This window comes from Altericista sp. CCNU0014 (assembly GCF_044923475.1).
Taxonomy (GTDB): domain Bacteria; phylum Cyanobacteriota; class Cyanobacteriia; order Thermosynechococcales; family Thermosynechococcaceae; genus JAAURS01.
In genome coordinates this window covers 241,271-265,062 of the sequence record NZ_CP137338.1, presented here as the reverse complement: position 1 = coordinate 265,062, position 23,792 = coordinate 241,271, and the positions used below count along the sequence as shown (strand labels likewise).

Genomic DNA, 23,792 nt, shown 5'->3' with positions numbered 1-23,792 from the left:
GTTTTTCCACCCCTCCTTTTGTGTGTCGAGAAAAATATCACCCTCGAAAACGTAATGGTGACGCGCCAACGCAAGGAAGAAAGGAAAGCTCAAATCAATATTCATAAAGTCGGCGGGAGGTCTATCTCGTGGACTATAAACAAATTGCCTGCGGACGGGGCTCTGAACGGGGATTGTAAGTCTCTCGCGATCCAGGAAAGACCGGAAGATGTAGGAACTTCTCAAAGTGCGGTACTCCTTCAGTGGTGGTACATGAGCCGAGAAGCCCGCACTGTATGTGTAGCATCAGCGTCGGGAGTATGTCACGAGGCTGTTTTAAAAACCTCGTTCGTCTTTGCATTAGCCCCCCCGCCCCCCAATTCTGGGGGGAGAATGCTGAAAACTAGAGTCATTTCCGAAAACTAGGTTTATTTCCCCCCAGAATTGGGGGGCTAGGGGGGCGAGTGTAGTGACTCTGAACCTTTTCCAACCGCCTCTGAGCTCGCGCGTCAAGCCGTGCTCAGGAACTGGGCAAATCTCCCAAGGTTTCGATGAGCAGCTCGATTTGAGACTGTCTCTCCGTCAAAAAGGCTTCGCATTGCCCCAGGGACTCGACGGCTCGGGCAAACTGCTCGAATACATCTTCAAGCTCTAGCTCCCCCGATTCAATACGGCTGATGATGGTTTCAATTTCAGCCACGCTGGTTTCGTAGTGCCAATGGTCGGGGCGTTGGGAGGGTTGGGGTTGGGGTTCGGACTTTTTGGGCATCGGTTTTGAGGGTAGGGCCACGATCGCGGGTAGGGTTGCGGAAGCTCCGGTCAGTCAATCTTCAGATAAGTCAAGGACCTTCGCGCGGACTGAGCCGTCGCCGAGCTGGAGCGAGAAGGTTTGGTCGCGGCTCAAGTCGGTTGCCTTGCGCGCAATCGTACCATCCAGGGTCCGGGCGATCGCATAGCCGCGTCGCAGTACTGCGCGGGGATCCAGCGTTGCCAGCTTTTCCTGGAGAAATTGCTGGTGCTGCTGTTGCGATCGCAGTCGATAACTGGCTGCCTGCAACAACCGATGGCGGTAGCTAGAAATCGCGCTCAATTCTTGCTGCACCCTGCGCTCGGGGTGGATGCGCTGGAGCCTCGTCTCGAGGCGCTGCAACGCTTTCTGCGATTCTACAGCCCTCGATTCGACCCGAGCGAACAACCGAGCGCGGCGCTCGAAATGGAGCGCTTGCAGGTCCTCAAGGCAGGGCACCGCTACGGTCGCGGCAGCGGTCGGCGTATGGGCACAGCAGTCTGCGGCGAGATCGGCCAACGTTTCATCGCGCTGGTGTCCGATACCGGAAACGATCGGGATTCGGCAGGTGGCGATCGCCCGCACGACGCGCTCGTCATTAAAACAAGCGAGATCTTCAGAAGCGCCGCCGCCCCGCGCCAAAATAATCGCCTCGGCTCGTCCGTCAGCCTCCAGCCAAGCGAGCGCCTGCGCGATCGATTCAGGCGCGCGATCGCCCTGGACCAAACTAGGCGAAAACAGCACCCGCAGTCCAGGGTAGCGTGACTTCAAAGTCCGCTGGATATCTCCCCAAGCCGCTGCCTGAGGGGACGTCACAACGCCAATCGCTTGAGGATGGACGGGAATGGGCCGTTTGCGCTCGGGGTCGAAGACGCCCTCTGCGGCCAGGCGATCGCGCATTTGCTGATATCGCAGCGCCCGCAGCCCCTCTCCCGCCGAGAGCACCTGCCAAACTGCAAGTTGATACTGCCCGCGCTGGGGATAGAGGCGAATCCGTCCTAAAACAATGACTTGCTCGCCTGGTTCCGGCACCACGACCAGCTTTTCAAGCGAGGCACTCCAGACGACGCACTGTAACGTCGCCTCCTCATCGGGGTCTCGCAGCGTAAAAAACAATCCACTGCGGTAACGGTTGGCGCTGGAAACCTCCCCTGTCAACCAAACCTGCACTAACTGCTCGTCTTGCTCTAGCAGGGATTGAATGTAACCGGTAAGGCCGCCCACAGACAAAACCGCAGGCGGCATGAGAAGATTTGGCAAGTAATCCATCACAACGCTCCATGCCGCAAAATAACAGATCGACAGCAGCAGATCTGCTCTGGTAAGACGCTTTTCCCTCAGACTCAATCTATTCTAAAGACCAGGAGTTGCAATCGGCAGTGCGCAAGCCAATTTTAACCATTTTTTATCAATTCAACCCTTGGCGGTCTACTATTGGCGGTATTCAAACCCTCATCCGCTCCTATATTAAATACGCTCCCCCTGAGTTCGACCTGCGCCTTGTCGGGACGGGGGTCGACCCAAAACAGACCCTAGGTCATTGGCACGATAGCGAACTAGAAGGGCGATCGCTCCAATTCATGCCCCTCTTCGATGCCCAAGACGATAACGTCCGCAAAATCGTCCCCACTTCAGTCCGCTATACTTTAGCGCTCAGGGGAAAAAATCTCGCCTCAGACTTCATGCACTTTCATCGCCTCGAACCCACCTTAATGACGCGGCACTGGTCTGGGGAAAAAACGTTATTTATTCACAACGACATTCACCAGCAAATTAACAACGCTTCGGCCAGTAAAAATGCCATTCTCTGGCGGCGCTTTCCCAACGTTTACTTTGCCTTAGAGCGAAATTTGCTCGAGCAATTTCAGCAAATTTTATCCTGTAATTCCGATTCCATCGACCTGTATCGACGCCAGTACCCTCAATGGGCCGACCGCATTCAGTTGGTTCGCAACACGGTCGATAACGAAGTGTTTTATCCCCTCTCTTCTTCTGATAAAGAAGAGCAACGCCAACGATATGCGTCTCAAACAGGCTTGCCCCCCAACACCCGCTTCATTCTATTTGCGGGTCGGCTGCACCCTCAAAAAGATCCGCTGCTGCTGGTGCGGGCCATGGCCGCCCTCCAACCGCTTGCGGAACAAAACGCTCCCGTTCATCTTCTCATTGCCGGACAAGGCGAACTCATGGAATCGATTCGGGAGGAGATTCAAACGCTGAATTTAACGACATCGGTTTCCCTATTGGGTGCAGTCGCGCTGCGAGACTTGGCCGCACTCCATCGGCTGTCTAGCGCGGTAGTCCTAACCAGCGCCTACGAAGGCCTTCCCCTTGTGGTCCTAGAGGCCCTTGCTTCAGGGACCCCCGTTGTGACGACCAATTGCGGAGAAACCCCTAGATTCTTGATGCCGGGGAGCGGAGTGGTGTGTCAAGAGCGCGCACCTCAGGCGATCGCAGCAGCCATCCACAAGGTTCTCGATCGTCCCGAGCAGTTTCCAACCCAAGCCTGTCTGGACACCGCAGGTCCTTTTGCCGTTCGGACGGTTTTGGGCCAAATCTATGAAAGTATGTATGCAAGATGGATGCAATCTGCGAAAATATTCTCCTCGCCACCGTACTGAAATGAGAAAAGCGCCAATTATTGTTAACGACTAGATCGATTGAGTCCTTAAACTTATGCCAATACTGACAAACCAGTGCTATAAGATGAGCGCATTAAAAATATTTAATTCGCCCTATCGGGTTAAAAATAACATTAAATGGCTGTATAGATATCTAATCTTGACAATAGGCTTGGCAATTCCTTCAGGGCTAAGCTAGGATTTCGAGTAGATATATTTTGCAGAAAGTCCTTGCGTTTTAGACAGCGGCTTCAATCTCATTCTTGTCACCAAGTTTGCTTAAAATTCCCACAACCTACTTTTATCTTTGATTTTTAGAACAACTTTTATCAAAAAAAGTATTATGAGAGAGGAAATTACGTGAATACATACAAACATAGATGCATACAGTTATAATCTGATGCTCTGAATCTGACATTAGGGGGGGTCCTAGGCTCACATTCAAACGAGTATATTAACTTAATGAGAATTGCAGTAATTGGTGCTAAAGGCTTGCCGCCCAGGCAAGGAGGAATCGAGCACTACTGTGCAGAAGTATTTCCTAGGGTTGTAGAAAAAGGTCATTCAGTGGATCTCTTTGCTCAATCCACTTATACAGGTTTTCCATGGTTCAATCGCCATGAGTTTCGGGGCGTTAATGTTAGGACGTTACCGAGTTTTGGCGTCAACGGAATCGATACGCTGGTCTCATCGGCAGTTGCATCGCTGCTGACCGTCAGACCCGTTTACGATGTAGTCCACTTTCACGCGCTCGGGCCCGGTTTATTTAGTCTCCTTCCTCGTCTAGCCACGGAGTCAAAAATCGTCGTAACCTGTCACGGTTTAGATTGGCAGCGCGAAAAATGGGGAAAACTATCGGGCCGATTGATTCGGCTCGGAGAAAAGGCTTCGGTTCGGTTTGCCCACGAAATTACAGTGGTCTCGGCAGACCTTCAAAATTACTTTGCTAAAACCTACGGTCGATCTACGACCTTCATTCCCAATGCCCCAGCAGGCTATGCAGCATCCGATCCAGACTTCCCTTTTGTCCGATCGCTGGGGGCCGAACCAGGGAAATATATTATCTTTTTAGGTCGCCTCGTGCCTGAAAAATGTCCCGATCTCTTAATTGAGGCGTTTCAATCGATCCAGGCCAAAGATTGGAAATTGATTTTGGTTGGCGGTCATGCTGCTGCAGATTTATTTACGGCTAAACTCTACCGATTAGCAGCCACCAACCGCAACATTATTTTTGCCGGAGAATTGAGAGGCGCTCGCCTTGCCGAGGTCATGCGCGGGGCGGGGGCATTTACCCTTCCTTCCAATTTGGAGGGGTCTCCTCTGGCGTTACTGGAAGCCATGCGCGAAAATATTCCCGTGATTGCAAGCGACATAAAACCGCATCAAGAATTGCTCCAAACAGATAAGGGCTTGTTATTTAAGAAGGGCGATCCGATTGCATTGCGGGATTGCCTGAATTGGGCGCTGTGCCACCCCCACCAAATGCAAATGATGGCCGAAAAAGCAAAGAAGGAAATTTTGTTGAATTACAACTGGAACCGCGTTTCCACTGAAACCATTCGGCTCTACGAATCTTTGTGCGAATGGGGGGAGCATCCCACTTTGGAAAAAACATCAATATTGAGGCTCGACCAAAAAATCAAGATTCTGTCCGATCCTCGTGAATAGGCATTTTTGGAGTTCGACTGAAATTTCATAACAGAGTGTATTTGCCAAAGTGGGATGCTCCTGTGCGAACAGGCGATAGCGCCGGCCTTCCAAGCTAGTGCAACGGAGTACCGTCAAACGACTAAGCTTAAATGAACGATAAACTTGCCGAAAAAATACAACAGGATATAGTAGATAAAATAAATCTCTCAAACGGCCAATAGCCTGATTTTGCAAGTTAGTTGCAATTTCCGGCAATGCGGTAGCACCCCATAAACGCTAGAATCCTTTAAAACATTTTTTTCTATGGTGTCTGTGGAACATGGTCGTATAGTAAGGCTTGGTGCCTTGGAAAGGTACAAATCTTGCCGCCATTCCAAGTGCCTTTAGAAGGATTAACCCATGATTCGTATCCTGTTGGTCGACGACCAGAAATCTATCCGTGAAAGTCTCAAAATGATTCTGGAGTCGGCTCCAGACCTCCAAGTGGTTGGAACGGCCAGCGACGGGCATACGGCCATCGAGCAGGTGAGTTATCTCAATCCAGACGTGGTGCTCATTGACATGGAAATGCCCGGTTTGGATGGAGTCAGCGCGACTCAAATTATCAGCCAGAAATTTGCAGATGTAAAAGTGCTGGTTCTCAGCATGCATGACGATGAGGCTCTCATTGCTAAGTCTACCCATGCGGGGGCTTTGGGGTATTTATTAAAAAATACGCCGCCTCAGGAACTGCGGGCAGCAGTACGCTTTGTGCAGCTCGGCTATCCTCAGTACGGGCCTGGGCTTTTAGATAAGGTGATTTCTTCTAAGGAAGATTTCCTACCCCATGGGAATGGCTATGGAACCCGCGAGATCCACGAAGTTAACGAGCTCATCTCAATCTCTGATACGAGCGACCGGCAATTGAGTCAGGAGCCTGTTTCTCGGCGCATTGCCAATTCCCATGCAAGAGAACTGCCATTGTCTCATTCTGAGCAGAAATCGAGCTTGAACGGCCATTACAGACCCTCCCAACCCAAATCTTCCCTGGCAATCTATGGCTCAGAATCTGTTAAAGCCGAGGAACGAGATGCTTCAGAGAAAGATCGATGGAAGCGCTATATCATCTTGGGAGCGATCCTGAATATCTGCCTGTGGACTTTTTCGATCGCCGCCCTAAAGCTCAAACGTCCGGTCTATACCAGTGCATGGACCCTGGATTTGCCTGCATCTCGTTCCGATGCGTTTCTAGAAGTGCCAGGGGTGGGGCGCGCAGCCCAAAACAGCGACTCGCCTTACAGTAACTTCATGGTCGCCGACCCTCGCACCAACTATAAGGATTTGCTAGAAGGGCCAGAGGTGCTTGCTTTTGCGGCAGACGTTACCAAAGAACGACCGGAGGAGTTTGGGAAACCTCGCGTCGATGTCGTTCCCAATACGACCTTGATTAAGATTGCCGTGAACGGATCTAGCCCCAGAGAGGCACGGCAAAAGGCGATCGCCTTTCAAGATGCATTTGAGCGCAAATTGAGCGCTCTCCGCAAGCAGGAGATATCGCAAAAAAGCCAAAGTCTTAAATCTTCTCTAGATTTAGCATCAGAACGATTGAAAGTAGCCCAGCAAAAACTCTCAGATTATAAAGTTCGGTCGGGGTTAGACTCCGGCGAGCAACTGCGAGACCTGTCGGTCAATATCGAGTCCTTACGCCGTCAAAAGTCTGAAACGCTCGGACAATCGGAGGAATCAGGCAATCAGCTTCGCCAACTTTCCGGCAGTTTAGGTCTTTCCCCCCAACAGGCTGCCGATGCATTTGTGCTTCAGTCGGATGCCGTCTTTCAACAGTATTTATTGGGTTATAGCAGAACCAGTGCGGCTCTAAGCGCCCTAGAATCTTCTTTTTCACCGACTCACCCTAAAGTGATCGAAACCATTGAAGAAAATCAATCTGCCCGTCAAAGATTGCTCAATAGAGGGAAGCAGCTTTTAGGCCGCGAGGTCAATGATGCCACGCTCAAGCAAATCAATGTCAGCAATGGGATTAGCTCTGAGTCTCAACGGAGCGGGATGTTTCAACAAATCATTACCCTAAAGGGACGAGAAGAGGGCCTAAAGGGACAAGCTCAAGCGTTAGATCGGCAAATTCAGCAGCTTGAGGGCATGATGACGGGACTTTCGAACAAAAAATCAGTATTGGTCAATTTAGAGAGAGACGTTCAAATTGCTGAGGCAATTTTCACCTCAACCCTTGGAAAATTAGACCTGACGAATTCTAGCTCTTCCAATGCCTACCCACAGGTCACGGTGCGCAGTAAGCCGAACCTGCCGAAGCTGCCGAGTTCTCCTAAGGTCGTCCCGATTTTGATGGGGACTTTTCTAGCCTCTGTCCTTTTATCGATGGGTTTAGCTGCCCTGTGGTGGCGCGATCGCCGTTGGCTGCGGCTGCGCAAAGAACGATCGTCCGGCTTATCTGACCCGCTCCCCAGCCCTCAGCTTCGCCCGAATGCCGTATACCCCTCGCTCCCCGGGCAGGAATAAGAGCTATTGATTCATGAAGCCTCGAAATCTGCCAGAAAAACTCATTTGGTACTATATTCTTAGTACTTACGCGATTTATTATATTGGCGGACTTTACCTTTTTGCCCCGCTACTGGCTCTATTTTTGTCGTTATACCTCTTGAGAAAGTGGTGGTTGCAGACCCCTTACACCCCGGAAGAAGACAGAATATGCCTCTCTCTGCCGGCTTGGGTCTGGTTGGGTTGCATGGTTATCGTTGCGATCGCCGCAGTAGTCGGCGGGATAGGAGCGGACCTACCCTATTCAAAAATAGCGTTTACGTTAGTGAATCGCTGGTTTAAAACCTTTGCTCTGCTCGCGCTGTTTCCCGCGATCGGTCATTTAGACATACGCCCTCAGCTTATTTATCGCGCAATCTGCATATTTTGCATACAAAGTCTCATTCTCGTCGCCATATTTACATTGCTATCCTATGTATTTGATTCTTACAACTATTCATATATTTCACCCCTTGCAAAATTTGGAGGAGGAACGCTTTACTACAACGTCAAAATATTCGGCGCCGTCATTGATGTCAGTGAAAAACGGCTTCAGATGATAGCCCCCTGGCCGCCTGCATTAGGACTAGTAGGAGATATTTTTTTCTGTTTGTGCATGCAAGAAAAAGATAAGAAGTTTAAGATTTTAGGGATGGCAGGTGCTGCTTCCTTAGCAATCAGTTCTGTTTCACGAGCTGCAATTGTTTGCTTGCCATTAATTCCCCTTTTGAGTTGGATTTTGTCCGGTCTTACAAACCCTTGGGCAATGTTTATCTTCTCAGGCAGCTTATTCAGCGGAAGTATCTTTTTCACTGAAATCAAAAATGCAATTGATGACTTTGCTTCGAAGGTAAAAGACTACCGAGGAGGGTCGACCAAGGCTAGAGATATGTTAAAACAGCTTGCTTTAGATGGATGGAAAGAATCTCCGATTTGGGGACATGGAACAATGTCAGAAAATGGCCCCGCTTCGGTTGGGTTTCGCGGTATCGGCTCTCATCAAACCTGGTATGGCGTTCTGTATGCTTATGGCTTAGTCGCAGCAATTCCCTTAGCGATCGCTTTCCTGTGGAGCTTCTTCGATCTTATTACCAAGGTAGGTACTCACAAACATGCAGTTGTTGGAATCTGCATTCTGTGCGTGCTTTTAGTGTTTTCTACTGTAGACAATATTGACACTCTTGCTTATCTATATTGGCCGGGCTTGATAATTTTAGGCATTGCTTTTAAGGAAAAAAGCATAAAGTCCCATGAGGTAAAATATGCTTTTTACAATCCATAAAAGGCTAATATAAATCTGTCGTTTTTTTTGACTAACCATCTTTAAACCTGCTTCTTCTCATTCCCCCTAGTGTGTTCTTCGTTCCATCTAGTCAACATAAGCCAATGAATTTAAATCGCTCAAAAAAACCCACAAAAATTAGAGCAGTAAAAGGCGATAACAGGAGTCCAGAACAAATCACAGAACACTATCTTTTGGAGAAGGATTTAGCAGCTCACTTGCTCCAGGCTCAACAACACGAACGGCGCCATCTCTATCGGTCTCTGTACGATAAACTTTTTCGAGAAATTACCCATCATCCCCAAATTACCCGAAAAATGGATGCAGAAGCTTCTCGTGTAGAAGTTCAACGCAAGATGAATTTGGTAAAGCGCTACCTCCATCCAGATACCGTGTTTCTGGAAGTGGGTCCTGGGGACTGTCAATTTTCGTTTAAGGTGGCCGAGGACGTTAAGAAGGTTTATGCGGTTGATGTCTCGCCAGAAATCACAAAAAACGCTAAAATGCCAGACAATTTTGAGCTAATTATTTCAAGTGGATGTGACGTCCCTGCAGAAGAAAATTCGATCTCCATAGCCTATAGCAATCAGCTTATGGAACATCTACATCCTGAAGATGCGTACGAGCAGCTTCAAGATTTATATCGTTGCCTGCAGCCAGGCGGGTCTTATATCTGTATCACACCAAATCGGCTGGCAGGACCTCACGACATTTCTAAATATTTCGATCCAGTTGCAACGGGCTTTCATTTAAAGGAATATACCAATCAGGAACTATACGATTTGTTCTTAACAGTTGGATTCTCAAAAATAACGACCTATGCAGGAGGGAAAGGAGTTTACCTTAAAGTACCTAGGTTTTTGGCATTAATTGGCGAGTATATCCTCGATAAAGTCCCATCTAAACTACGTTACTGGATCGGAAATTTTCTTCCTGTAAGAGCACTTTTAGGAGTTATTTTAGTCGCTCAAAAATAAAACGCAATAACTTCTACGATCGTAGCTTTTAAGGTAAAAATGCATGCCTGTAGTTTCTATTATTATTCCTGCCTATAATGCAATGAAGTATTTGCCCGAAACCGTGGAAACTGTTTTACAGCAAACTTTTCAAGATTACGATGTCATCATTGTCAATGATGGTAGTACTGATGATGTAGAAACTTGGGTTGCCAACCTCAACCATCCCAAAATCAAATTAATTTCTCAGGCCAATCAAGGACTTTCGGGTGCTCGAAATACTGGTATCCAGAACGCGCAGGGAGACTACATTGCACTTTTGGATGCAGACGATCTTTGGCATCCCACCAAGTTAGAAAAGCAAGTTCAGCTTCTAGATCGGTTTGCCAATGCGGGATTAGTTTATACTTGGACCGCACTCATGGATGAGAGCGGTCGGCCTACTGGGCGTTTTTTCAGCGCTGAAGATGAAGGTAAAGTCTGGAAAAAGTTAATCGAGTTTAACGTTGTAGGTTGCGGAAGCGTTCCGCTGATTCGGCGGTCTTGTTTTGATACAGTAGGATTGTTCGATCGCAATTTACGCTCCTTCGTGGAAGATTGGGATCTATGGTTGCGAATGGCCCCGCATTTTGAATTCAAAGTTGTTAAGGAACCGTTGGTCTACTACCGTCAACTTCCTTCAAGTGCATCTAGAAACTGGGAGGCCATGGCACAAAGCTACCAAATTGTAATTGAAAAGAATTTCAGTACGGCTCCCGATTCCATGCAATACCTGAAGGCGAGAAGCAATGGATTTATGAGTCTCAATCTAGCCTGGAAGCCCCTCCAAGGTCACGCTCCTCAACCTAAGGTTGCAGCAGAGTTCCAGCGAAAGGCGATCGCCCAATACCCTAAAATTATTCTGTCAAAAGAGTTTTGGAAACTCACCCTTTTAATCGTACTGAATCAATGGTTGGGCGTGAAATCTTACAGGTATGTCTTATCTTTAATGTACGCCCTTCGCCGACGGCTGATCCAAGTTTCTCAGGCCAACTAGTGGAATAATTTCTAGCTAAATTCATAGAATCATAAACTCTTCAGGTCGTTTAAAGGTCATATGTTGTTAAGTGCGAAAGTAAAAGAAATAGTTTCTGGCCAAGTCTTTCGCAATATGAGCTGGTTAGGCGGTGCAGAATTAGTCAACCGCGTTTTCCGCCTGGGCACGACTTTAACTTTGCCAAGATTTTTTAGCAAAAATGAATACGGCTTGATGGCGATCGTATACGTAGCTCTTGACTTTGCTTTTGTATTCATTCACAGCGGAATTACTGCAAAAATCGTACAGACAGATGATGAGTCTCTCCAAACAGTCTGCGATACTTCCTATTGGATCAACTGGATGGCCTGCGTTTCTGCATTCTGCATACAGTGCTTGGCGGCTTATCCAATTTCTAAGTTTTTTGGGAGCATGGATTTATTTTGGCCGCTCTGCTTTTGCGCGCTGACATATCTGCTGTTTCCTTTATTTTTGATTAAATCCGCTCTAATTCAGCGCGAGAATAGAATGAATGAAATTGCTATAATTCATGCGGCTCAATCGATTACGGCAAGTCTGACGATAGTGGTTTTGGTTATTTTAGGAATGGGCATATGGGCCATCGCTCTAGCAATGTTTTTTTCTACCTCAATCTGGATGGTTGTCAATTTTCGAGAAACTTCCTGGCAAGCACCCAAAAAAATTACGTTCAAGGGCTGGGAGGAAGTAGTAAACTTTAGCAAAAATGTTTTTGGCGTAGAACTTTTAAATAGATTAAGAAGCAATTTAGATTATTTAATCATCGGCAAGTTTTTAAGTGTTGAAGAATTAGGTCTTTATTATTTTGCGTTTAGTGCAGGTTCTGGCATTACGATGAATATCGTCAATACCTTTGTGTGGGCTTTATATCCTCACTTATGCAGTATCAGAGTAGAGCGATTGAGATTCAAGCTTGAATACTTTAAAAATCTCAAAATAATAATGCTTTCCATCTCCTTAGCAGTCGTCCTTCAGACTTCTTTATCGCATTTTTACGTACCTATTCTTATGGGAAAAGAATGGATTCCTGCAATTCCTCTTCTGATATTGATATGCATTTCCGTCATTCCAGTATCTCTCAAGCTCGTGGGTTCAGTCCTTTTAAATGCTGATAACAAACCTGAGTTTTCCTTGTATTTTGATGTTGTTTATACAATTGTATTTGCGCTGAGCATTCTATCCGCAGTTCAATTTGGGATATATTGGGTTGCTTTTGCAGTTTTGATGTGCCATTTAGTGATGAGCATTTTATTCTCAATATTCTCTTCAAGAAAGGTTTTTGGATCGGCAGTTTCGTAAAACTCGCGGCTTCTCAATTCAATCAACCCGTACCGCATGACGCGAGCGACTGAGAATCGCCAACCTTCAAGGCGGTTGAGTGGACATTATTCAATCTATTAAGTTAGCCTGTACTCCTGATTTATTTTTCAAAATGCTTGCGTTTGAGCTGCAATCTCGACAGAATGTTCTCATGGTGGTGTTTTAGCCCGCAAACTTATAATTTTTTCTTCGGTCGTTCTAGAACAACAGAATTTACAATTTCGGCAGATGCGAGCACCATCATGTTCGTTCGCTCTTGCGTTCTAATCTTTGCTTGCTAAATCCTTCGCTCGAGATTGACGTCCATATTCAGAACAAAAATTCTCAAGGATTCACCTATGCTTGCCTTCTTTACACGCCTTTGGAAAAAAATTTTTCTCTATGCATTACTGACGATTAGTTTAATTTTGCTTCAGACGATCGTTTTTGCACAACCTCCCAGCTCGTCACCCAGCCCTTCTCCTAGCCCTTCTCCCAGCGTATTGCCCGCCCCTTCTAGTAGCGGCCTGCCAGAAGAAACATTGGTGGACTTCGTCACTCAAATCAGCGATGGCTTAGCGACAAAAATTCAGAGCTCAACCTGCCCGGAGGCGATCGCGTTGCTCGATAAAATGAAGGAGGCCAGCGCGAAGGCTCCCGATCGAGATTCCTTAGTAGGGAAGGTATTACTCGATGTAAAAACGAACCCTAAACTCAAAGACATTATTATTCAGAAGGTGAGCGCCCCAATGCTCGGCAAGGTTCTTGAATGCAATATGGTACCCCTCGATCTAGCTGGTCCTTCTTAAGGCTTGCGATTCAACTCCTGCCCCATCCGACCCAGATCGGCATCCTAAGTGCAAAAAGAGAGGGGTCGATGCATTCATGACACCGCCCCCTCTCTATTCTTTTGGTTTTGAAAGCAAATTAAGCTGTCACGGGAGTAGCAACAGGATAGACGCTGACTTTTTTACGGCTTTTCCCCTTGCGCTCGAAAGTCACAATGCCATCAGATAATGCGAACAACGTATCATCGCTACCGCGACCGACGTTCTCGCCAGGATGGACCTTGGTCCCGCGCTGCCGAATAATAATGTTTCCAGCACGAACCACTTGTCCGCCGTACTTTTTGACACCCAGTCGTTTTGCGTTTGAGTCGCGACCGTTACGAGTACTGCCTGTTCCTTTCTTATGAGCCATTGTTTCCTTACCTTACTTCACGCTAATAATTCGATCGCACGACGAGCTAGCCTTGGGTTAAGCCGTTGCTAAGGCCTTGCCGCCAACGGAAATTGAATTAATCATCAGCCGCGTCAGTTCTTGACGGTGTCCTTGCTTTTTGCGAGTTTTCTTTTTGGGCTGCATCTTGTAGACAATAATCTTTTTGTCTCGACGATGCTGCATGACAGTGGCTTCCACCACAGCGCCTTCAACCAAAGGTCGTCCCACAGTTACGGTGCTGCCATCGCTAACCAGCAAAACTTGGTCGATGGAGATTGCTGCATCCTCTTCTTCGTGAAGCAGCTCAACATCGTAAAACCGACCGGGTTCCACTTTGAGCTGCTTGCCGCCCGTCTCAATAATTGCGTATGCCATAGTTCACCTTATTTTTATTCCGCCGTACGGGTACTTGGTCGATAACCGTGGCTGATAATAACCAAGATTTATAAAGTCAGTTCACCCGATCCGAGCGAGCGCAATCGCGCCAGTTACTCATTCTCTAAAATAATGGGGTGGATTGTCAACCTCAAATTTTGTAAAGTTTCCAGGGTTGCAGCAGAATCGCAAACTGTATGACCCATTCAATCCATAGAAATGACTTTTATAGATTAAAAAGCCAGATTTTAGTTGAGGAGCGAGTTGCATAGGATCCCTCTTTTCTCAGAGTCCGCCCTTTAAAGCAGGTAAAGGCATGACACAGTCATGCCTTTACCTCATCGATGGATTATCGACAGACAAAACCGTTAGAAGGTAAAGGTCGTTCTCACGACGGGGACAAACTCAACGCCGTTAGACTCATTGTTTTCTGGATTGACGATCACGATCAGACCTGGTGTGACAGTAACGTTCCCATTGACCTTGAACTTATACAGCCCTTCAATGTGGAAATTAGCACCGCAATCTGCGGCGCGTGGAATCGTATTGCAGGCTGGCTTTGCAGAACCGCCGATGAGTCTGGGTTCTTGACCCACAATGATGGCACCCAAATTGCCTGGGAGAAAGAGATCGGGGAAGGCCGCAGCTACTGCCCAGTTGAGAACCGTTGCAGAGGCATTGGCATTGGTCTGCTCGGCAAAGGTAACGCCAGCCCATCCAGATAGATTGAACCACTTTGCAGCTTTCCAATTAAATTGAAGCCCTGCCGAGTCAGATTCCATGGGGTTATTGCCAAAGGGCCGACGCGCACGGGCACTGCCCGTGCTGCCAGTTAAATCGAGTAACGCGTTATCAGCAGCGATCCCTTCTTGAAACGCATGAACGTAGGTTAGGCCAAACCCCAAATTTTTGGTGGGCTTCACTTCTAGCTGGGCAAGTGCCGAATACGTTCCCCCAAAGAGGCCGCCTCTGGGTCCGACAGAATTGGTAGGTCTGGGCGCTAGGTAGCCGACCGTGGCCGCAAATTGGTCGTTAAACTTATAGGTGGCTACAACGCCAGCACTATCGGAGCTATCTCCAAAACGGTAGATAGGGTTGAAGCGACCAAAGCGGGAAAGCGCTCCGGTACCGCTGCTGGCAAGATACGGGTTGAAGGTATCTCCAACAAAGTCGTTAAATTCTCCTGACTTAGCAATGACCGTAACTCTGGCCTGTTTCCCAATCGGGAATCGGTACCACAAGTCGTCAAGCTGAAACTGACCTGCCGTCGCATCGTTGCCGCCGTCAAAACTCAGGCGTCCCATGTTTGTGCCAACAGAGGTGTTAACGCTGGCGACATCCCGTGCTTGCAAGCGAACGCGAAGTCTATCTTCACCCGTAAAGCTCGTGTCGAAGTTCAACCGGGCGCGGTAGCCGGAAAAGAAACGGGAATTGAGCGGGGCTACTGGTGTTCCGGTAGCGACGGCTCTTCTGTCATTGTCTGTAAAGGTTTGCGCCCCTGCAAAAATGACTTCCCCGCTCAATTTAGTGGTGGTTGAAAACTGCTGGGCTTCGAGGGTTTTAGTGCGGGCCTCTAACCCATCCACTCTGCCTTTTAGGGTGGCAAGCTCTGTCTTAAATTCTTCCTGCAGGGCTTGAACTGCAGCTAGATCTTCTTTGGTGGCAAACCTATCGCTAATTTGATCGAGGCAAGCATTGAGGGCAGCAGCCAATTCATAACGCGTTGCGGCTCTATTGCCGCGAAAGGTGCCGTCGGGATACCCAGCAATACAGCCATAACGCTCGACCAAAGACTGTAACGCCTGAAACGCCCAGTCCGTTGGCTGTACGTCAGAGAGTTGAGAAACGGACGTCACTTGTCCGGCTTCATCTGTGCTGTTGACATCTGTTATGAGGGGTGAAAATGTTGCGGGCAGATCGTCTGGCGGGGCCGCAGACAAATTTGTTGAAGCAGTGGGCACTGAAGTCGAAGCTGGAGACTCGCTGAGGTCATTGGCTTTTGCTGTAGTCGTTAAAAACAAGGAGCTACTTGCAACTAGACCCAAGAAAGATAGCTGAACGCGCCAAGATAGCGCGGACTGATTGAAATTCATGTAATCCTCACACCTGATAAAAAGTTGAACCGCTCTAAAAACTTTCAAACAGTTCGCTATTGATAGATCTTCTCAAGAAGATCCACATTATACAATAACATCAAATGTCTGCAATCGAAACCAAGGGTAGGTTAAGGTACATTGTTTTTCTTGGCGCAACCCTCTTCAGGATGTCAATACAATAGGACTCAATCCACCTCAAAGGTTTAGTATTGGAGTGATTAATACCGTTTTATTTTGCCCGTTGTTCAGTAGTCTCAATCCTTTGAACGCGATCCCATTGCTTTATGACTGAAACCCTCCCCGCCCTTTCCAGCCAGTACGAACCCAGCGCCACGGAAGCTAAATGGCAAGCCGCTTGGGAACAAAACCATGCCTTTCAAGCCGATCCATCGAAGGGAGGAGAACCCTACTGCGTTGTGATTCCGCCTCCCAACGTCACGGGCAGTCTGCACATGGGTCACGCCTTTGAGAGCGCCCTCATCGATACGCTGGTGCGCTATCACCGCATGATTGGGCGCAATACCCTATGGCTCCCCGGCACCGACCACGCCAGCATTGCCGTCAGCACCGTCATGGACAACAAGCTGAAGGCAGAGGGAACAACGCGCCAGCAGATCGGGCGGGATGCCTATCTAGAGCGAGCGTGGGCCTGGAAAGCGGAATCCAGCGGAACGATCGTAAATCAGCTCCGGCGCTTGGGGGTATCTGTAGACTGGAGCCGCGAGCGCTTCACGCTGGATGAGGGATTGTCCAAAGCGGTTCTGGAAGCCTTCGTGCGTTTTTATGACGAAGGGCTGATCTATCGCGGCAACTATATGGTGAACTGGTGCCCTGCCAGTCAGTCAGCGGTATCCGACCTTGAAGTTGAAAACAAAGAAGTAGACGGACATCTGTGGCATTTCCGCTATCCCCTCACCGATGGCTCGGGATACGTTGAGGTTGCCACCACCCGTCCTGAAACCATGCTGGGCGATACAGGTGTCGCGGTGAATCCCCAGGACGATCGCTACAAACACCTCATCGGCAAAACCCTCAAGCTGCCCATCATGGATCGGGAGATCCCCATTTTTGGGGATGAGCTCGTGGATCCGGCCTTTGGGACGGGTTGTGTCAAAGTGACTCCTGCCCATGACCTCAACGACTTTGCCATGGGTCAGCGTCACAATTTACCCTTTATTAATATCCTCAACAAAGATGGCACTCTCAACGAAAATGGTGGGCCGTTTGAAGGGCTAGACCGATTTGATGCCCGCAAGGAAGTGATTGACTGGCTCCAAAACGAAGGGGTGTTGGTCAAAACTGAAGACTACAAGCATACGGTGCCCTACAGCGATCGCGGGAAAGTCCCCGTGGAACCGCTGATTTCGACACAGTGGTTTGTCAAGGTTGAGGCGATCGCCCAAAAGACGCTGGCGTTCTTGGATGAAGAACAATCCCCTCGCTTCGTGCCGGAGCGATGGACCAAGGTATACCGCGACTGGCTAGTGAACCTGAAAGACTGGTGTATTTCGCGTCAATTGTGGTGGGGACATCAGATTCCGGCCTGGTACGCCATCAGCGAAACCGAGGGCGAGATTCGCGACAACACGCCCTTTGTGGTGGCAAAATCTGAAGGGGAGGCGTGGGAAAAGGCCGTTGCCCAGTTTGGCGATGGCGTCAAAATCCAGCAAGATCCAGACGTGTTGGACACCTGGTTCTCGTCAGGATTGTGGCCGTTCTCGACCCTCGGCTGGCCGGAGCAAACCGAAGATTTGAGCTTTTACTACCCCACCACCACCCTGGTTACTGGATTTGACATCATCTTTTTCTGGGTGGCGCGGATGGCGCTGATGGCCTCCCACTTTACGGGAGAGATTCCCTTTAAGGATGTCTACATCCACGGCCTGGTGCGGGACGAAAACGGCAAGAAGATGTCCAAGTCTTCTAACAACGGCATCGACCCGCTGCTTTTGATTGCTAAATACGGCACCGATGCTCTGCGCTACACCCTAATTAGAGAAGTGGCGGGAGCGGGCCAAGATATTAGCTTGGAATACAACCGCGAAACCGACGAATCCAAATCTGTAGAAGCATCCCGTAACTTTGCCAATAAGCTCTGGAATGCCTCTCGATTTGTGATGATGAACCTCAAGGGGCAATCCCCCGCTCAGTTGGGCGCACCCGAGCGCGACAAGCTGGAACTGGCCGATCGCTGGATTTTAGAAAAGTACGAGCGCCTCGTGTCCCAAACGCGATCTTCCATTGACAACTACGGACTCGGCGAAGCGGCCAAAAACCTCTACGAATTTATTTGGGGCGACTTTTGTGACTGGTACATTGAGTTAGTCAAACCCCGCCTGCGCCAAGACGACAGCCCCTCTCGCCTTGCGGCCCAGCAGACGCTTGCCTATGTCCTAGAGGGAACCCTCAAGCTCTTGCATCCGTTTATGCCCCACGTCACGGAGGAAATTTGGCACAGCCTCACCCAATCGACGGACGATCGCTTTTTGGCCCTCCAGCCTTACCCTGAGGTGACGGCACCCGTTGTCCAGATTAGCCTGGACGACCCCTGGGAGAAACCGGAGCCAGATGTCGCTGAATCCGCGAGGTCTTTACCCTCTCAGACCAAATCCTCTGCGCCCCCTAAGCCAGATATCCTCACGTTTTTAGCAGAGCCAGAAAAACTGCTCCAATGGGTTTTACAGTATCAGTCCGTTTTGGTCATTGGACTGGTGGTGTTTGTTGCGGTGATTGGGGTAAATATTTTGGATGGGGTGCTGAGTACCCTCAACGCTATCCCCTTTGTCGAAAATGCTCTGGAGCTGTTTGGGCTGTTTTATTTAGGGCAATTTATTTATAAGAACCTGCTCTGGAGCGATCGCCGTCAAGCCTTCACCCGTTCTGTCAGCCAAGAGAAGGACAAAATAATCAAATCCATTCGCGATGGCTCGAACGATACTTCTCCTAAAGCTTCGGAAGTGTTAGAAGACAATACTGCCGTACTTGCACTTCAGCGGTTGCGGGCTATTAAAACCTCCGATCGCGAACTCATTGCAACGACGGCACCTGCGACCTTAGATATTGCAGCACAGTTTGAGTTGATTATCGATACCATCCGCACGATTCGCAATCTGCGTCAGGAAGCCAATATCAAACCCGGCCTGCCGATTGCAGTGACGCTGCAAAGCGAAAGCGATCGCGAACGGCTCGCCCTAACCAACGGACAAGACTACATCAAGGACTTGGCGAAGGTTTCGGACCTGACCCTGACGGCTGCGATCATCGAAGACGATCTGAAGCAAACGATGGTGGGCGTGACGGGAACTGTCCAGGTGCTGATTCCCTTAGCGGGGGTAATCGATATTGAAGCCCTCCGCGCCAAGCTGGAAAAAGATCTGGCGAAGGCGGAGAAAGAAGTGCAGTCTTTCCAAGGCCGTCTGCAAAACCAAAAGTTTGTCGATCAAGCGCCCCCGGAAGTGGTTCAAGGCGCGCGAGATACGCTAGCCGAGGCCCAGAAGCAGACGGAGATTTTGCGCGATCGCCTGGCCCGCCTCTAAATACATGGGTATTCTTAGACTGAGCCTTGCCGATCGCCTCGCGTTCAAAGGTTTCGATATCTTCAGCACTTAAGGCAGATAGTCAATAATTTTCCCAAACTGGCCAATCTTAGCCTTCCCAAATCTGGAGTTGTCTGGATGCAGCAACAAAGGTAGTGATCGCCTTGGGCGGATACAGAAAGTGGTCGTAGGCGATCGCCATCTGCCGAGCAGCTTCAGAGCAGGGAACTTGACCAATACCTGTGCCCAGTCCAGGGCAGACCACACTCTCAATCGTTCGTTGATGCGTTCGATTGTGCTGCCGAATTGCCAGAAGCATTGCCCACATTGCCACGTAGGGAACATCTGTCCCTTTAATTGACATCGGAATGCGCATCGTTGGCGTATGGGCAAGGAAAGGATGCTTGGGATGTCCCGTTTCGATGATGAACGACGTGCCAACGGGCTGTTCGCCTAGATAGTCTTCAAGGATTCGTTCTTTGACCCTGCGCTCTAGAGACAGTCCAAAAAACCGAGTAATCGCAGCATCTATCCCACCATCCATCATGCCGAATGAGTTAGCAGGACTGACCAAACAGTCAAAGGTCGAGATCCACTCGAAGTGCTCTCCGAATATTGAAACATTTGCAAACTGCGAAAATTGCTCTTGAAAAGCAGCAAATAGAGATGGGTCTGGTGCAACAAGAATGAGTTGAAATGGGTTGACATGTCTAGGAAAGTGCATAGCTCAGGCTATCTCACTTTCATGAAAAGCTGCCACATTTTTCAAAAAAGAGCGGCTTGAGGGGATTGATGGACCGAGACGGGAAACTGCAGCCAATAAACAGCCCACGCTATTTGAGCAGCAAAACCAGAATCGCATTCCGCAGCAGTAGCGCTCAATCATGACTCAATTCCCAGCACAGTAACCAGGGCTTTATGACTTGTATCGCCTAGCCCATTCCCGTACTGCTCGACGAATCGCTCGTCGCCCCTCTGCTCGATGGGCTTCAATTAATGAAGGTAGTTCTTGCACCGGGAGTTGGGGCAAAGCCAAACTGATCGGCGCTTTGACGTACTCACTCTCTTGCAGATGGTAAATATTCAGCGATCCATCGTCATAGCACCAAATCTCCGGCACGCCCAATCGGGCATAAAGGGGAAACCGATTGAGGGATTTGCTGGTCATGTCGATTTCTAAAACCAAGTCGGGGGGCGGGTCGCCTCGGCTTAAGTCAAGGTCGAGCCTGCCTCTGACGACGGCTTCGTGTTGAAAATAAAAACAGTTGTCCGGTTCAACCCCAGCCAGCTTTACACGCTCGCGCCAAGTAGCGGAACCGTAGCTTTCGTAGTCTATCTCCAGTTCTTCCGCCGCATCCTCTACCGCAGTGCTAATAACTTCTTTGAAGTGCTCGTGTTCTGGGAGGGGGGTCATAATTTCTAAGGTGCCGTTGTCGTAGGCGATGCGGGCCGAGGGGCGATCGCCTAAATCCTCTAGAAAACCTTCGTACTGCTCCCAAGTAATGTTATGCAGCAAGACTCGATCTGCGCGATTTAACTCGGCAACCATGACTGAACCTTGAGTGACGTTTCGACGCTATGTCTAGTGTAGGAAATAAACCTAGGGAGCGGAAAGATCGCTACTCGAGCAGCTCTCGAACAGCCGTAGCCTGTTTGCGATCGCCTTGTTTTTGATAGAGATCTACCGCCTTTTTGAGATCGGATTGGATCTCGCTTGCATCCCCTTTCATTGCAATGCGGGCCATGCCGCGACCGTGATAGGCCCTTGCATTATTGGGGTCTAAATCGAGGGCCGAGGTGTAATCGGCGATCGCCGCATCGGGCTTATCCAACGCAACGTAGGCAATGGCTCGATTTACGAATACCGCTGCATCCTTAGGATTGAGTTCGATGGATTTAGAGTAGTCCAGTACGGCTGCGTCCAAATCCCCCATCGCGACCTGTACCATCCCGCGATTGTTATAGGCTGGTGCAAATTGAGGATTAATCTGAAGGGCTTTGGTGAATTGAGAAAGGGCAGTTTTGAAGTCTCCCTTTGCCATAGCGTCAATGGCTCGATTATTAATGGCTGCTGCCGACTGAGGGTTGAGCTTTGCGGCCTTCTCGTAGCTTTTGGATGCATCTTGCTTTTTACCCAACGCCTCCAAAGCAATGCCGCGATGGTTGTAGGCCGTTGCATAGCCAGGATCGAGCGCGATCGCCCTGTCGTAGTCTTTGACCGCCGCTGCATTTTGCCCTAAGGCCATGCGCGAATTCCCGCGAAAGGTATGGGCCACGGCAGATCTCGGGTTGAGGGCGATGACGCGGTCAAAATCGGCAATCGCACCGTTATGGTCTGCGTTTTGGGTGCGGATCAGCCCGCGCTGGAGATAGGCCGTCGCAGCCTTTGGATCGACTCGGATGGCTTCGTCATAATCTCGAGCGGCACCGGACGAGTCTTGTAGGGCTGTTTTGGCAAGCCCCCGCTGCACGTATAATTCCGCCCATTTAGGATCGGCCTCCAGTGCTGCGGTTAGGTCCGAAATGGCAGAATTGTAGTCTTTGAGCGCTGAATGAGAAAGGGCGCGGTAGTACAAAATCTTGGGGCTGGTTTTGGCATCGTTTGGCGCGAGGGTCAAGGCTTCGGTGAGCGTGGCGATCGCACCTTTAAAATCACTTTTGCCGTACTGCTTGACCCCTTTTTGGAATAGTGCCGCAACTTTCTGACGCAGTTTGACTTCGGGTTTTGGCTCGGATTTGGCTGCAGGCTTAGCCACGGAATCCAGTTTTTTACTGGGCAGTTTTTTAGGATCGGTACTTGGCTTTGGTTCGACCTGAGCTGCTGGTTTCTCAGGAGACTTAGGTTTTTGACTGGGAAGCAATTTCGGCTTAGCGTCTGGTTTTGGTTGGACCTCAGCCGCTGGCTTACCGACAGAATCTGTTTGCGATGGGATTGACTTTTCGTCTGGAGTTGCAGCTACCACGCTCGGCGACGTTTGAGTGATTCCTGTTAGATTTAGAATTAATAAAGAACCCATTATCCAAGATTGTTTTACAAACATCGGCTTTCTCGTAGAGTATGGTTCCCCAAATTTTTATTTTACATGGCTTCTCAAAATATACGATATTTGTACAAAAAGAGTGCTTTAGACCGAGATAATCACATTTGCACGAGTTGAAATGTTACATCGGCTTTCTCGTAGAGTATGGTTCCCTAAATTTTTATTTTACATGGCTTCTCAAAATATACGATATTTGTACAAAAAGAGCGCTTTAGGCCGAGATAATCGCGTTTGTACGAGTTGAAATGTTGCGCTGCGACACCAAATAACCGGACATTCTATGTTTCACTAGGTGAATTGAGTGCATCTTGGCAGAAATATGGCTTTTTCAAGCATTCCCATTATTGATATTGGAGGCTTGCGCTCAAAGGATTTGGGCGATCGCAAAGCGGTAGCCGAGCAAATTCGGCAGGCGAGTCGCAATGCCGGATTTTTCTACATTGCCAATCACGGTGTATCCGAGAGCCTGATTGCCCAAACCTTCGCAGAAGCCAAGCGATTTTTCGATCTGCCGCTGGCGGTCAAAGCCGAGGTTTCCTCCGTCCATTCCAGCATTTCGCGGGGCTACGATCCCCTTAAAGCCCAAAGCTTAGATATCGACGCCCAACCCGATCTCAAAGAAAGCTTCTACATGGGCATCGATCGCAGCCCCGACGATCCGCTCGTGCGGGCAGGGTTGCCGAATCACGGGGCCAACCTGTGGCCTTCGAACTCACCGGGGTGGCGATCGCACCTAGAGGAATACTTTGCCGCCGCGATCGATCTGGCGCGTCAGTTAGCCTGCGGGCTGGCCCTTTCCCTGGACTTAGACGAACATTACTTCGACCCTTTGATGGACAACCCCATGCCCATCCTGCGACTGCTGCACTACCCGCCCCATCCGGCCCAAGCGCAATCCGACGAGTATGGATGCGGCACTCATACAGACTGGGGATTTCTGACTATTCTGCTCCAAGATCGAGCAGGCGGATTGGAAGTTTGCACCCCCGAGGGAGAGTGGATTCCAGCCAAGCCAATTCCAGGAACGTTTGTTATCAACCTGGGGGACATGATGGCACGGTGGACCAATGACTTCTATCAATCGACCCCTCACCGGGTCATCAATCGCTCTGGGCAGGAGCGGTACTCGATTCCGTTTTTTTGGGATATCAACTACCATGCAGTGGTGGAATGCCTGCCCACCTGTCAAAGCGCGCACAATCCGCCCAAGTATGCGCCGATTACGGCTGGAGAGCACATTGTCGAAATGTATCGACAAACGACGGTCGCGACGGCAGGCAAGACTTAACATCCACTAGTGCAGGAAAGCGGCCTGGGTGTTGGCGCAAGGCCGATGTAATCGGCAAAAACACGATTTCGCTTC

18 protein-coding genes and 1 pseudogene are annotated in these 23,792 nt (G+C 49.3%); 11 read left to right on the top strand and 8 right to left on the bottom strand.

Features of this window, described 5'->3' with window-relative positions:
* Positions 1 to 499: 499 nt before the first annotated feature.
* Together xseB and xseA are read right to left on the bottom strand one after the other, a co-directional pair.
* Entirely contained in the window at positions 500 to 748 is a 249-nt protein-coding gene (gene xseB, locus R6H26_RS01350) for an exodeoxyribonuclease VII small subunit (protein WP_404787665.1), read from the bottom strand.
* A gap of 54 nt (positions 749 to 802) precedes the next feature.
* Positions 803 to 2,035, bottom strand: coding sequence for an exodeoxyribonuclease VII large subunit (gene xseA / locus R6H26_RS01345; RefSeq protein ID WP_404787663.1), 1,233 nt, complete (start codon positions 2,033 to 2,035; stop codon positions 803 to 805).
* Positions 2,036 to 2,145: 110 nt separating this feature from the next.
* On the opposite strand from xseA, the gene R6H26_RS01340 reads away from it, so the two are divergent.
* The 8 genes from R6H26_RS01340 (at position 2,146) to R6H26_RS01305 (ending at position 12,969) form a co-directional block, all read left to right on the top strand.
* On the top strand, positions 2,146 to 3,387 hold the full coding sequence (locus R6H26_RS01340; protein WP_404787662.1) for a glycosyltransferase family 4 protein: 1,242 nt from the start codon (positions 2,146 to 2,148) through the stop codon (positions 3,385 to 3,387).
* 462 nt (positions 3,388 to 3,849) lie between these two features.
* Positions 3,850 to 5,055, top strand: coding sequence for a glycosyltransferase family 4 protein (locus R6H26_RS01335; RefSeq protein WP_404787661.1), 1,206 nt, complete (start codon positions 3,850 to 3,852; stop codon positions 5,053 to 5,055).
* 381 nt (positions 5,056 to 5,436) lie between these two features.
* Positions 5,437 to 7,551 (top strand): response regulator, encoded by a 2,115-nt coding sequence (locus R6H26_RS01330; protein WP_404787660.1) that lies wholly within the window; start codon positions 5,437 to 5,439, stop codon positions 7,549 to 7,551.
* 13 nt (positions 7,552 to 7,564) lie between these two features.
* A complete protein-coding gene (locus tag R6H26_RS01325) occupies positions 7,565 to 8,851 on the top strand; it encodes an O-antigen ligase family protein (protein ID WP_404787658.1) in 1,287 nt (428 codons plus the stop codon).
* Positions 8,852 to 8,955: 104 nt separating this feature from the next.
* Positions 8,956 to 9,828: a class I SAM-dependent methyltransferase gene (locus R6H26_RS01320; protein ID WP_404787656.1), complete on the top strand. Its 873-nt coding sequence runs from the start codon at positions 8,956 to 8,958 to the stop codon at positions 9,826 to 9,828.
* Positions 9,829 to 9,871: 43 nt separating this feature from the next.
* The gene (locus R6H26_RS01315) at positions 9,872 to 10,843 is read left to right on the top strand and encodes a glycosyltransferase family 2 protein (protein ID WP_404787654.1); all 972 of its coding nucleotides are present in this window, start codon (positions 9,872 to 9,874) and stop codon (positions 10,841 to 10,843) included.
* A gap of 60 nt (positions 10,844 to 10,903) precedes the next feature.
* Positions 10,904 to 12,160: an oligosaccharide flippase family protein gene (locus R6H26_RS01310; RefSeq protein WP_404787652.1), complete on the top strand. Its 1,257-nt coding sequence runs from the start codon at positions 10,904 to 10,906 to the stop codon at positions 12,158 to 12,160.
* A 359-nt stretch (positions 12,161 to 12,519) separates the two neighbouring features.
* Positions 12,520 to 12,969 carry a hypothetical protein gene (locus tag R6H26_RS01305; protein ID WP_404787651.1) on the top strand — a complete coding sequence of 150 codons (450 nt, stop codon included), beginning with the start codon at positions 12,520 to 12,522 and terminating at the stop codon, positions 12,967 to 12,969.
* 118 nt (positions 12,970 to 13,087) lie between these two features.
* Here R6H26_RS01305 and rpmA read toward each other — a convergent pair whose 3' ends face one another.
* From rpmA to R6H26_RS01290, 3 genes are all read right to left on the bottom strand, one after another.
* Positions 13,088 to 13,360, bottom strand: coding sequence for a 50S ribosomal protein L27 (gene rpmA, locus R6H26_RS01300; protein ID WP_404787649.1), 273 nt, complete (start codon positions 13,358 to 13,360; stop codon positions 13,088 to 13,090).
* A gap of 57 nt (positions 13,361 to 13,417) precedes the next feature.
* Positions 13,418 to 13,756, bottom strand: coding sequence for a 50S ribosomal protein L21 (rplU, locus tag R6H26_RS01295; RefSeq protein ID WP_404787647.1), 339 nt, complete (start codon positions 13,754 to 13,756; stop codon positions 13,418 to 13,420).
* 368 nt (positions 13,757 to 14,124) lie between these two features.
* Positions 14,125 to 15,849, bottom strand: coding sequence for an iron uptake porin (locus tag R6H26_RS01290; protein WP_404787645.1), 1,725 nt, complete (start codon positions 15,847 to 15,849; stop codon positions 14,125 to 14,127).
* Positions 15,850 to 16,136: 287 nt separating this feature from the next.
* On the opposite strand from R6H26_RS01290, the pseudogene R6H26_RS01285 reads away from it, so the two are divergent.
* Positions 16,137 to 18,746, top strand: a pseudogene (locus tag R6H26_RS01285) (valine--tRNA ligase); the annotation flags it as partial.
* A 390-nt stretch (positions 18,747 to 19,136) separates the two neighbouring features.
* Entirely contained in the window at positions 19,137 to 19,388 is a 252-nt protein-coding gene (locus tag R6H26_RS01280) for a hypothetical protein (protein WP_404791169.1), read from the top strand.
* Positions 19,389 to 19,497: 109 nt separating this feature from the next.
* Here the strand turns inward: R6H26_RS01280 and R6H26_RS01275 are convergent, their stop codons facing one another.
* The 3 genes from R6H26_RS01275 to R6H26_RS01265 form a co-directional block, all read right to left on the bottom strand.
* Positions 19,498 to 20,112 (bottom strand): macro domain-containing protein, encoded by a 615-nt coding sequence (locus tag R6H26_RS01275; RefSeq protein WP_404787643.1) that lies wholly within the window; start codon positions 20,110 to 20,112, stop codon positions 19,498 to 19,500.
* 192 nt (positions 20,113 to 20,304) lie between these two features.
* On the bottom strand, positions 20,305 to 20,937 hold the full coding sequence (locus R6H26_RS01270; protein ID WP_404787641.1) for a Uma2 family endonuclease: 633 nt from the start codon (positions 20,935 to 20,937) through the stop codon (positions 20,305 to 20,307).
* Between the two features lie 70 nt (positions 20,938 to 21,007).
* Positions 21,008 to 22,429, bottom strand: coding sequence for a tetratricopeptide repeat protein (locus tag R6H26_RS01265; RefSeq protein WP_404787640.1), 1,422 nt, complete (start codon positions 22,427 to 22,429; stop codon positions 21,008 to 21,010).
* A 319-nt stretch (positions 22,430 to 22,748) separates the two neighbouring features.
* Here R6H26_RS01265 and R6H26_RS01260 point away from each other — a divergent pair, with 319 nt between their 5' ends.
* Positions 22,749 to 23,717 carry an isopenicillin N synthase family dioxygenase gene (locus tag R6H26_RS01260; RefSeq protein WP_404787638.1) on the top strand — a complete coding sequence of 323 codons (969 nt, stop codon included), beginning with the start codon at positions 22,749 to 22,751 and terminating at the stop codon, positions 23,715 to 23,717.
* The last annotated feature ends 75 nt before the right edge of the window (positions 23,718 to 23,792 follow it).

Coding starts and splice junctions, on each gene's coding strand:
- rplU (WP_404787647.1), bottom strand. CDS start 13,756: ATGGCATACGCAATTATTGAGACGGGCGGCAAGCAGCTCAAAGTGGAA.
- R6H26_RS01290 (WP_404787645.1), bottom strand. CDS start 15,849: ATGAATTTCAATCAGTCCGCGCTATCTTGGCGCGTTCAGCTATCTTTC.
- R6H26_RS01260 (WP_404787638.1), top strand. CDS start 22,749: ATGGCTTTTTCAAGCATTCCCATTATTGATATTGGAGGCTTGCGCTCA.
- R6H26_RS01330 (WP_404787660.1), top strand. CDS start 5,437: ATGATTCGTATCCTGTTGGTCGACGACCAGAAATCTATCCGTGAAAGT.
- R6H26_RS01320 (WP_404787656.1), top strand. CDS start 8,956: ATGAATTTAAATCGCTCAAAAAAACCCACAAAAATTAGAGCAGTAAAA.
- R6H26_RS01270 (WP_404787641.1), bottom strand. CDS start 20,937: ATGGTTGCCGAGTTAAATCGCGCAGATCGAGTCTTGCTGCATAACATT.
- R6H26_RS01325 (WP_404787658.1), top strand. CDS start 7,565: ATGAAGCCTCGAAATCTGCCAGAAAAACTCATTTGGTACTATATTCTT.
- R6H26_RS01275 (WP_404787643.1), bottom strand. CDS start 20,112: ATGCACTTTCCTAGACATGTCAACCCATTTCAACTCATTCTTGTTGCA.
- R6H26_RS01305 (WP_404787651.1), top strand. CDS start 12,520: ATGCTTGCCTTCTTTACACGCCTTTGGAAAAAAATTTTTCTCTATGCA.
- xseB (WP_404787665.1), bottom strand. CDS start 748: ATGCCCAAAAAGTCCGAACCCCAACCCCAACCCTCCCAACGCCCCGAC.
- R6H26_RS01315 (WP_404787654.1), top strand. CDS start 9,872: ATGCCTGTAGTTTCTATTATTATTCCTGCCTATAATGCAATGAAGTAT.
- R6H26_RS01280 (WP_404791169.1), top strand. CDS start 19,137: ATGGTGGGCGTGACGGGAACTGTCCAGGTGCTGATTCCCTTAGCGGGG.
- xseA (WP_404787663.1), bottom strand. CDS start 2,035: ATGGATTACTTGCCAAATCTTCTCATGCCGCCTGCGGTTTTGTCTGTG.
- R6H26_RS01265 (WP_404787640.1), bottom strand. CDS start 22,429: ATGTTTGTAAAACAATCTTGGATAATGGGTTCTTTATTAATTCTAAAT.
- R6H26_RS01310 (WP_404787652.1), top strand. CDS start 10,904: ATGTTGTTAAGTGCGAAAGTAAAAGAAATAGTTTCTGGCCAAGTCTTT.
- R6H26_RS01335 (WP_404787661.1), top strand. CDS start 3,850: ATGAGAATTGCAGTAATTGGTGCTAAAGGCTTGCCGCCCAGGCAAGGA.
- rpmA (WP_404787649.1), bottom strand. CDS start 13,360: ATGGCTCATAAGAAAGGAACAGGCAGTACTCGTAACGGTCGCGACTCA.